The organism is Luteibacter sp. (assembly GCF_051958795.1).
Lineage (GTDB): Bacteria > Pseudomonadota > Gammaproteobacteria > Xanthomonadales > Rhodanobacteraceae > Luteibacter.
Map to the genome: position 1 here is coordinate 1 of NZ_JBQCFT010000251.1, position 9,886 is coordinate 9,886.

7 protein-coding genes are annotated in these 9,886 nt (G+C 65.9%); 2 read left to right on the forward strand and 5 right to left on the reverse strand.

The window, feature by feature from the left end:
- Positions 1–156: 156 nt before the first annotated feature.
- Positions 157–588: a hypothetical protein gene (locus ACTHLF_RS12915; RefSeq protein WP_440327755.1), complete on the reverse strand. Its 432-nt coding sequence runs from the start codon at positions 586–588 to the stop codon at positions 157–159.
- Positions 589–664: 76 nt separating this feature from the next.
- On the opposite strand from ACTHLF_RS12915, the gene ACTHLF_RS12920 reads away from it, so the two are divergent.
- Positions 665–1,057: a YchJ family protein gene (locus ACTHLF_RS12920; RefSeq protein ID WP_440327756.1), complete on the forward strand. Its 393-nt coding sequence runs from the start codon at positions 665–667 to the stop codon at positions 1,055–1,057.
- 94 nt (positions 1,058–1,151) lie between these two features.
- Here ACTHLF_RS12920 and ACTHLF_RS12925 read toward each other — a convergent pair whose 3' ends face one another.
- Complete coding sequence (locus ACTHLF_RS12925) at positions 1,152–1,946, reverse strand: SDR family NAD(P)-dependent oxidoreductase (RefSeq protein WP_440327757.1); 795 nt, start codon at positions 1,944–1,946, stop codon at positions 1,152–1,154.
- Between the two features lie 274 nt (positions 1,947–2,220).
- Here ACTHLF_RS12925 and ACTHLF_RS12930 point away from each other — a divergent pair, with 274 nt between their 5' ends.
- Positions 2,221–2,754, forward strand: coding sequence for a hypothetical protein (locus ACTHLF_RS12930; RefSeq protein WP_440327758.1), 534 nt, complete (start codon positions 2,221–2,223; stop codon positions 2,752–2,754).
- A gap of 14 nt (positions 2,755–2,768) precedes the next feature.
- Here ACTHLF_RS12930 and ACTHLF_RS12935 read toward each other — a convergent pair whose 3' ends face one another.
- From ACTHLF_RS12935 to gltB, 3 genes are all read right to left on the reverse strand, one after another.
- A complete protein-coding gene (locus tag ACTHLF_RS12935; protein WP_440327759.1) occupies positions 2,769–3,530 on the reverse strand; it encodes an NRDE family protein in 762 nt (253 codons plus the stop codon).
- 177 nt (positions 3,531–3,707) lie between these two features.
- On the reverse strand, positions 3,708–5,144 hold the full coding sequence (locus ACTHLF_RS12940) for an FAD-dependent oxidoreductase (RefSeq protein ID WP_440327760.1): 1,437 nt from the start codon (positions 5,142–5,144) through the stop codon (positions 3,708–3,710).
- Positions 5,141–9,589, reverse strand: a complete 4,449-nt coding sequence (gene gltB / locus ACTHLF_RS12945) for a glutamate synthase large subunit (protein ID WP_440327761.1) — start codon at positions 9,587–9,589, stop codon at positions 5,141–5,143. Before gltB ends, ACTHLF_RS12940 begins: the two co-directional genes overlap by 4 nt.
- Between the last annotated feature and the right edge of the window lie 297 nt (positions 9,590–9,886).

Genomic DNA, 9,886 nt, shown 5'->3' on the forward strand with positions numbered 1-9,886 from the left:
CGCACGCCGAACCTGGACCGGGCGACGTTCGAGCGGTTGAAAGCGGCGGCTGTGGCGATGGGGTACGAGCTGTCGGCGCTCATCGTTTCCGGGGTGTCACAGCCTGATCGCGCGGGCAAAAGTTAACCTGCTGACCGCAGCGCGCTGATCACGGTGTCACGGATCGACCGATATGTTCTCAATCGATTCAACCATTAGCTTGGGACGACCTTTCGTTCGCTGAAAAATACCGGTCCATCTTGCGGTCACTGTCTTGTCCAGCGTACCGGGACTACCGGACATCACGACATCGTTGAGGCGATCAGTCGCATTTCCGGCGTTCGTGATGTCGATGTCCATTGCGCCTTCGCAGTGAGGGTCGACAAGAACCATGCCGTGCACACCGTCACTCTCCACACGTGCTGTGAATACGACGTGCCGCCCGCTGTATATCTTTGGCTCCTTGACCACGTCACAAAACTCAACCGGCGGCGACAAGGAGGCGACCTGATCCTCGTTCGCTACTGAGATCTCTACCGGGTGGGTCGCCATCGTTGCGTTTGAACACATCAAGAGCGCGAAAGCCAGAACCGTTTTCCGTCCATGCATGGCAGTCTTCCAGGAGTGAACACGAGCGACATGGCTAAACTAGCATGGACGCTTTCTGACTTTCCGAGGACAGGCCATGGCCCTACCCGACACCGCCTGCCCCTGCGGCACCGGCAAGCCCTACCCTGACTGCTGCTGCCGCTGGCACGCCGGTGAGCCCGCCCCCACGGCGGAAGCGCTCATGCGTTCGCGCTACAGCGCGTACGTGATGGGGCTGGAGGACTACCTGCTGGCGTCGTGGCATCCGTCGACACGGCCGCCTGCGCTCGATCTGGCGAATCAGTCACCGGCGCCTACATGGCTGGGGCTGACGGTGAAGCGCCATGAGAACCCCACGCCCGATACGGCCGTGGTCGAATTCGTCGCACGGCTGCGCTACGGCGGCGGAAGCGCGAAGAAGATGCATGAGGTGAGCCGCTTCGTTCGCGAAGGCGGACATTGGTATTACATCGACGGAGATGTCGATTGAAGCATTGAACTGTGGGAGCGCGCTTGTACGCGATGGGTGCTTGCGGCCAGGTCCATCGCGGGCAAGCCCGCTCCCACAAGAGCAAGGTCGTTGCTTAGACGACCTGGCGGGCTACGCCACCGTCGACACGCACGGCCGCACCGGTCGTGCCGCTGGCCTGTTCGGAGGCGAGGTAGACCGACATGTTCGCGACTTCCTCGACGGTGAGCAGGCGCTCGATCAGCGAGGTCGGGCGGTGGGTGCTGATGAAGTCCTTCTCGACCTCTTCCAGCGACTTGCCCTGGTCCTTCGCGATCTTGTTGAAGAACTCGCCCACGCCTTCGGACAGGGTCGGGCCCGGGAGCACCGAGTTAACCGTGACACCCGTACCGGAAAGCGTTTCCGCCAGGCCGCGCGACACGGCGAGCTGGGCGGTCTTGGTCATGCCGTAGTGGACCATCTCGGCCGGGATCTGCAGGGCCGATTCGCTGGAGATGAACTGCACGCGGCCCCAGCCACGGTCCGCCATGCCCTTCGCATAGTGACGCGACAGGCGCACGCCCGAATTCACGTTCACTTCGAAGAAGCGGCTCCATTCCTCGTCGGTGATATCGAAGAAGGCCTTCGGCTCGAAGATGCCGAGGTTGTTGACGAGGATGTCAGTGCTGGGCACGGCCTTGATCAGGGCGGCGGCGCCTTCGGCCGTACCGAGGTCGGCAGCGACGCCGGAGAGCTTCGCGTCCGGCACGGCCTTCTTGATCTCGGCGATCGCGGCATCGACGCGCGCCAGGGTGCGGCCGGTGATCACGACGCTGGCGCCCGCGCCGGCCAGGCCCTGGGCGATGGCGAGGCCGATGCCGGCGGTGGAACCGGTGACGATGGCACTACGCTTGGAAAGATCGATCTTCATGGGTGACTCCCGGTGGGAAAGTGGATTCCAACATCGTCGGGGCAGCGGCGGCTTGGATCAACCGCTACCCGGGTGAAAGACTTTTGCCGGCCCGGGAAGAATGGCGCGCCTGCGAGCAGCGAGCTTGCGCCGCCTTGCTGGTCCCGCACCTTCGGGCTAATCTTTTGAAAAATCAGGGCTCCAGGGACAGGACATGAAAATGCGCCATCAGCGACCAACCGGGGCAGTCTGTCCATCGTTGCGGCATGGGCTCCGCCGGCCGCGCATTTCTGGCATGAAGACCGCGACGCTCCTTGCGGCGGCCATTGCGTTTGCGTCCATGGCGAACCTTCCGGCAAATGCTTCGGCGGCAACAGCGAAGGCAGAAGAACCGCAGTTCTGCAACGTCTACCTCGATACGGTGTGCTTCTCGGTGCCCGTCGGGCTATCGGTTGATGTGTCGCTTCCCATGGACTTCATGCTTTACAAGATGTCTCTGCCCGGTGGTGGGAAGGTAACCATTTACAGTGGTTACAACCCGGAGAATGCACTTGAGGGCAAGACGACCCAGAAGTGCGCGACCGGCATGAAGATCGAACGCTGCGAATTCGCCGATAGCGGAAAGGTGTTCGACCTGATCTATGACACGGGTGGCATGGCGCATATCACGCACATCCACATCGACGGATTGACCGACACGAACCGTGGCGTAGCCAGGTCGCTGCTAGACGGCTTTCATGCATGCACGTCGCAGGGCATCAGCATCGCGTGCACGCCGGAAAGGCCGTTCCGCGGCGTCCTGCGCGAGGCGAAGCGCGATAAGCCCTGAATCGACGACCCGCCCTACGGCGGGAGGTCAAGCACCGTTTCGCCCTCAGGCACACCGTTCGGTCCAAAGCGGCGTTCGATGATCGTGGTCCCATCGTCGTGGCCGACCAGCACGACCGTACTCGCCCGGGTGCCGTAGTTCTCCCCGACGATGAAGGCGCTGGAGAGGAAGCGTTCGCGCTCGATGCCGATGCCGGTGTCGGGCAGCAAGTCGTCGGGCCAGCGGCCCTGGTCGGAGAGCATGCGGAACAGGGATTCCGTGTCTTCACGTTCGTCTTGCGCCCACGCCTCAAGGCGATGCGTGAGCGCGCGGGTCTTCGGCCACGGCGCATTGAAGTCGGCGTTCGACAGCCCGTGGATGCCATCGCTGACCGGCTGGTAGCGTGCATCGGGATGGTTTCCCAGGTAGTACGCGCTGTCGTGGTCGAAGGTGAGCAGGTTGAAGGGACGGTAGTCACGCGCGGTGGCGATCAGTTCCTGCGCGTGGACGGAAGCAGGGAGATTCGAACCGAGGTAGTCGGCGACGAGCAGGCCGCGCGATAGCCCGCTGTGGTCGGCGTTGAGGTCGCGCACATTGGTGATGATGCTCGCGCGGCCGTTGGGTCCGACGCCGGCCCACGTTCCGCCGGCTTCAAGGTCGCGGCCCGCCGCGATCTGCGGCGCTTCATCCCAATGCGCCAGGGGCGCCGTGGGACGGGCATGGAATTCATCGCGGTTACCGAGCATGACAAGGCGCCAGCGCGGGTGGGCGCGCCAGGCGAAAGCGATCAGGCACATGGGTGAGGGGCCGCCGTGGAGGGCATGGGACGTATTGTGCGCCTTTTCCGCGTGAGCCGTTTGTCACTTCAACCTCTTGTGGGAGCGCGCTGAGATTGCGCGTTTATCCCCTCTTCGGGGGCGATGGGCCGTGACGCGAGCACCCATCGCGCGCAAGCGCGCTCCCACAAGGGTGTTTCATGCGGCCACTGTGCTGTTGGCTTTCTTCGTGGCCAGCATGCGCGTGATCGAGACCGCCGCTTCGCGACCGTCGTAAACCGCGCGCACCACGAGGTCCGCGCCACGCACGTTATCGCCACCCGCAAAAATTTTCGCATGGCTGGTCTGGTGCGGCAGGTTGCCGTCCGTGCCCGTGATGATGCGGCCGCTGCGATCGCGCTCGATGCCGAACGCATCGCACCAGTCCGGCGGGCTCGGCTGGAAGCCGAAGGCCTGGATGACGACGTCCGCGCGCAGGTCGGTTTCACTGCCTTCCACGTTGCGCGGGCGCGGACGCCCGTCGCCATCGTCGACCAGCTGGGTCTCGACGACGCGCACGGCCTTCACCTTGCCGTTCTCGCCGACCAGCGTCACCGGCTGGCGCTGGAACAGGAAGCGCACGCCTTCCTCACGGCTGTAGCCCACTTCGCGCCGCGAGCCCGGCATGCTGGGCTCGTCGCGGCGGTAAACGCACGTGACCGACGCGGCACCAAGGCGAATGGCCGTGCGGTTGCAGTCCATGCCTGTATCGCCGCCGCCGAGCACGACGACGTGCTTACCGGCAAGGTCGTATTCCGGCGCGGGCGCCTGCTCGCGTAGCAGCCGCTCCGTATTCGCAATGAGGAACGGCAACGCGTCATGCACGCCGCCAAGCTCACGACCTTCGAGCTGGCCGTCGACATAGGTGTAGGCACCCGTGCCGACGAACACCGCGTCGTAATCGTTGAGCAGTTCGTCGAACTCGATGTCACGGCCGATCTCGACACCGAGGTGGAAGCGCACGCCCATGCCCTCGAGCACGCCGCGGCGGGTGCGCACGATGGTCTTGTCGAGCTTGAACGGAGGAATGCCGAAGGTCAGCAGGCCACCGATCTCGTGTTGCTTATCGAAGACATCGGCGGCGATGCCCGCACGGCGCAGGCGATCGGCACAGGCCAGGCCTGCCGGACCCGCGCCGACAATCGCCACGCGCGCACCGGTCTCCTTCACGCGGGAGAGATCCGGGCGCCAGCCCTGGCGGAACGCTTCGTCGGTCACCCAACGCTCGACGCTGCCGATCGTCACCGCACCGAAATCGCCCTGCTCAAGCGTACAGGCGCCTTCGCACAGGCGATCCTGCGGACACACGCGCCCGCAGATTTCCGGGAGCGGATTCGTCTCGTGCATCAGCGCCGCGGCTTCGAACAGGCGGCCATCCTGGACCAGCTTCAGCCAGTTCGGGATGTAGTTGTGCACCGGGCAGGCGTGTTCGCAATACGGGTTGCCGCAATCGATGCAGCGACCCGACTGGGAGGATGCCTCGGCCGAGGCGAAGTCACCGGAAATCTCGCCGTAGCCGAGCACGCGCACCGCAACCGGCACCGTGCGCGGCGTCTGCCGCGCGATCTCGAGGAAGCGGAAGTCTTTTGCGCTCATGCGGCACTCCGCAGTTCTTCGGCAAGGGCGTCGAGGCTCGCGGCCTTGGGTTTCACCAGCCAGAACCGCTGCAGCAGCCCACGGAAATCGCCAAGCACCTGGCGGCCCCAGGCACTGCCGGTGAGTTCGGCGTGGCGGGCGATGAGCTGGCGGAGATGCTGCATGTAATGCTCCATGCCCTCGTGCGAGATGCGCAGGATGTCCACGAGTTCGTGGTTGTAGCAGTCGACGAAGTTGCGCTCGGTATCGAGCACGTAGGCAAAGCCGCCGGTCATGCCCGCGCCGAAGTTCAGCCCGGTACGGCCCAGCACGGCGACGACGCCACCGGTCATGTATTCGCAGCAATGGTCGCCCGCACCTTCCACGACCGCCAGCGCACCCGAGTTACGGACGGCGAAGCGTTCGCCGGCCTGCCCCGCAGCGAACAGCTCGCCACCGGTCGCGCCGTAGAGGCAGGTATTGCCGATGATCGATGCGTCCTGGCTCTTGAACGGCGAATCCGCCGGCGGGCGGATGATGAGCCGGCCACCGGCCATGCCCTTGCCCACGCCGTCGTTGGCTTCACCGACCAGGTCGATATGCAGGCCGGCCGCATTCCACGCGCCGAGGCTTTGCCCGGCGGAACCGGTGAGGTGCAGGTGGATCGGGCGTTCCGCCATGCCGGCGTCACCCCAACGGCGGGCGATGTCACCGGACAGGCGCGCCCCGATCGCGCGATCGGTGTTCACGATCGGGTAGCGGAACGTGCCACCGTGGCCATCGGTCACGAGCTGGCGAACATCCGCCGAAATCCGCGAAGCCAGCGCCGCCGGATCACGCATCGGATTGCGTGCGAGCGTGCAGGCGAAGTCGACCTTCTGGCCGAGCCCGTCCTCTGCGATCAGCGCGGACAGGTCGAGACGCTCCTGCACCGCGGTGATGCCGCCACGCTGCTCGAGTCGGCCTGCCTGGCCGATGAGTTCGGCGAGCGAGCGTACGCCCAGCCGCGCGAGGTGGCGGCGCACGTCTTCCGCGATGAAGCGGAAATAGTTCATCACCATGTCGGGCAGGCCGATGAAATGCTTCTGCCGAAGCACCGGGTGCTGGGTCGCCACGCCCGTCGCGCAGTTGTTGAGGTGGCAGATGCGCAGGTACTTGCAGCCGAGCGCCACCATCGGGCCGGTGCCGAAGCCGAAGCTTTCCGCACCGAGCATCGCCGCCTTGATCACATCGAGGCCAGTCTTTAGCCCGCCGTCGGTCTGCAGGCGCACACGGCCGCGCAGGTCGTTCAGGCGCAGGGTCTGCTGGGTCTCGGCGAGGCCGAGTTCCCACGGCGTGCCGGCGTACTTGATCGACGTCAGCGGGCTTGCACCCGTGCCGCCATCGTGGCCGGAGACGGTGATGAGGTCGGCGCCGGCTTTCACCACGCCGGCGGCAACGGTTCCCACGCCTGCGTGCGACACCAGCTTCACCGAAACCAGCGCCTGCGGATTCACTTCCTTCAGGTCGTGGATCAGCTGGGCAAGGTCTTCGATGGAATAGATATCGTGGTGCGGCGGCGGCGAGATCAGGCCGATGCCGGGCTTCGCATAGCGCAGGCGGGCGATCGTGGCGTCCACCTTGTGGCCAGGCAGCTGGCCACCCTCGCCCGGCTTCGCGCCCTGCGCGATCTTGATCTGCAGGACCTCCGCGTTGACGAGGTAGGCGGGCGTCACGCCGAAGCGGCCCGACGCCACCTGCTTGATCTTGGATTGGCGATCGGTGCCGTAACGCGAGGGATCCTCGCCACCTTCACCGGAGTTGCTGCGGGCGCCGAGGCGGTTCATCGCGATCGCCAGCGCCTCGTGCGCCTCCGGCGACAGCGCGCCCAGCGACATGCCCGCGGAATCGAAGCGCTTGAGGATCGCCTCCGCCGGCTCGACCTCGTCGAGCGGAATGGCGGTCGCTTCGCGCGGCACCAGCAGGTCACGTAGCGCCGATGCCGGCCGCGTGTCGACGTAGTGCGCGTATTTCTCGTAATCCTTCCACTCACCCGTGCGCACCGCAACCTGCAGGCTGGCGATCACGTCGGGGTTGTACATGTGGTACTCGCCCCCGTGCACGTACTTGTAGAGGCCGCCGGCGCGCAGCGACTGGGCTTCATCCCACGCCTCGGCGGCGAGCAGGCGCTGCTCCGCCTCCAGGTCGGCGAACGTGCTTCCACCGACGCGCGAAGGCGTGCCGGGGAAGCACAGGTCGACCACGTCGCTGGACAGGCCGACGATCTCGAACAACTGCGCGCCGCGATAACCAGCGACGGTGGAGATGCCCATCTTCGAGAGGATCTTCAGCAGGCCCTTGCGGATACCGCGGCGATAATTGCGGCCGATCTCGCGCGGCGCGCCTTCACCCTTGCGCAGGTGGCCGCTGCGGCCCATGTCGAACAGGCTCTGGTAGGCGAGCCACGGGTAGATCGCGGTGGCGCCGAAGCCGAGCAGGCAGGCGAACTGGTGCGGATCACGCGGCGTCGCGGTCTCGACCATGATGTTGCATTGACATCGCAGGCCGGTCTCGACGAGGCGCGCATGCACGGCGCCCGTGGCCAGCAGCGAATGAATGGGCAGCAGGTCGCGCCGCGGATAGCGGTCGCTGAGGAAGACCACCTCCACGCCACGGCGCACGGCCGCCTCGACATCGTCGCAGATGCGCCGGATCGCCTGGTCAAGCGTTTCGTCGGCGCCGTACATCAGGTCGAAGCGCGGCGTATTCGCGTAAGCGGGCGTCGCCAGGATCTGGCGCAGCTTGCGCTGCGAGAGGATCGGCGAATTCAGCAGGATCTGCTTCGCGTTCTCCGGCCCGAGATCGAAGATGTTCCGCTCCTGGCCGATCTGGGTCACCAGCGACATCACCAGCCGCTCGCGCAGCGGATCGATCGGCGGATTGGTGACCTGGGCGAAGGCCTGGCGGAACCGATCGAACAACGGACGCACCTGGCGCGAGAGCACGGCCATCGGCGTGTCGTCGCCCATGGAGCCGGTGGCTTCCGCTTCGGTCTCCGCGATGATCTTCAACACCGACTCGCTTTCCTCGCGGGAAAGCCCGAACAGCTTCTGGTAGCGGCGCAGCTCTTCGGCCGGCAACGGCTCGGCGGCCAGGCTCGGGTCGATCAGGTCGGATTCGAGGTAGGTGACGCCATCGCGCAGCCAGTCGCGGAACGGAGCACGTGCGCGGTTGATCGCGTCGATATCGGCATCGCGCAGCAGGCGGTGCTCACGGAAATCCACGGCGATCATTTCGCCGGGTGCGAGGCGCCCCTTCGCGACGACGCGCGACGAGGGCACATCCCACAGGCCCGCTTCCGATGCGACGATCAGGTGGTTGTCGTCGGAGAGCGCCCAGCGCGCCGGGCGCAGGCCGTTGCGGTCGAGCGTGCACGCGGCATAGCGCCCATCGCACATCACCAGGCCCGCCGGGCCATCCCACGGTTCGCTGTGCAGCGCGTAGTACTCGTAGAACGCCGCGAGATCTTCGTCGATGTCTTCGCGTGCGCTGTATGCGGGCGGCACGAGGACGCGCATGGCCGTGAGCAGGTCCATGCCGCCCATCAGCAGCACTTCGAGCGCGTTGTCGAGGCTTTCCGAATCCGAGCCATCCTGCGTAACGAGCGGGCCGATATCGGAAAGATCGACGCGCTCCGAACGCATCACGGTGCCGCGTGCCTGCATCCAGCGACGGTTCGCGCGGATGGTGTTGATCTCGCCGTTATGGGCGAGGAAGCGGAACGGCTGCGCTAGGCGCCACTTCGGCGAGGTGTTGGTCGAGAAGCGCTGGTGGAACACGACCGCATCCGCGACCAGCGCGGGATGCTTGAGGTCGGGATACACATCGCGCAGGTGCCCCGGCGCAGCCATCGCCTTGTAGCCGACCACTTCACCGGAGAGCGAGACCACGTAGAACTGGCGGTCGCCCTTCAGCGCCTGCTCGGCGCGGCGGCGCGCGCGGAACAGGGCTGCTTCGAAGCGCGCCGGCGGCATGTCGCCCGGCGCGTCGACGAAGACCTGGCGTACCAGCGGCATCGATGACGCCGCGAGCGGACCGCACGCGTTGGTATCGACGGCGACATCGCGCCAGCCGGCAACACGCAGGCCAGCGGCCACGAGTTCGGTTTCAAGTGTAACTACCGCATGCGCCTGCGTATCGTTGTCGAGGAACACGACACCGGCCGCAAACTGCGTGGAAACCGTGATGCCCGCCTCGCTCGCAAGCGCGCGCAGCCATTCGACGGGACGCCGGATGAGGACGCCGCAACCATCGCCGCTGATGCCGTCGGCGTTGACGCCGCCGCGGTGGGAAAGCTTCGAAAGCGCTGAAAAAGCGGTGTCTACGAGCTTCGCGCTCGCATGGCCATCGATCTGCGCGACGATACCGAAGCCGCAGCTGTCGTGTTCAAACGCCTCGTCGTATAGGCGCGGTGTGCCTTGCTTCACCTAACGCCTCCTGTGGCATACGGTTGTGCTGGGTCTCCAGAAGCGTGCACGTGGCCCCGCAGCCGTGAACCGGCCGACCATCACATGCACGCGAAGGGCATGGCTCCGAAGGTACACACATTTGCGGCGCTGCGTCAAAGCGTTTGGACGTCCGAACGAAAACCTTACGTCTCACGCATCCACGGCACGCCCACCCCGCCCCTTGTGGGAGGGGGGGGGGGCCGGCGTGGGGGGGGGGCGGGGCCGCCAAACCCCCCCGACCCCCAAAAAACCGCCCACACCCCCCCCCCCGCCCCC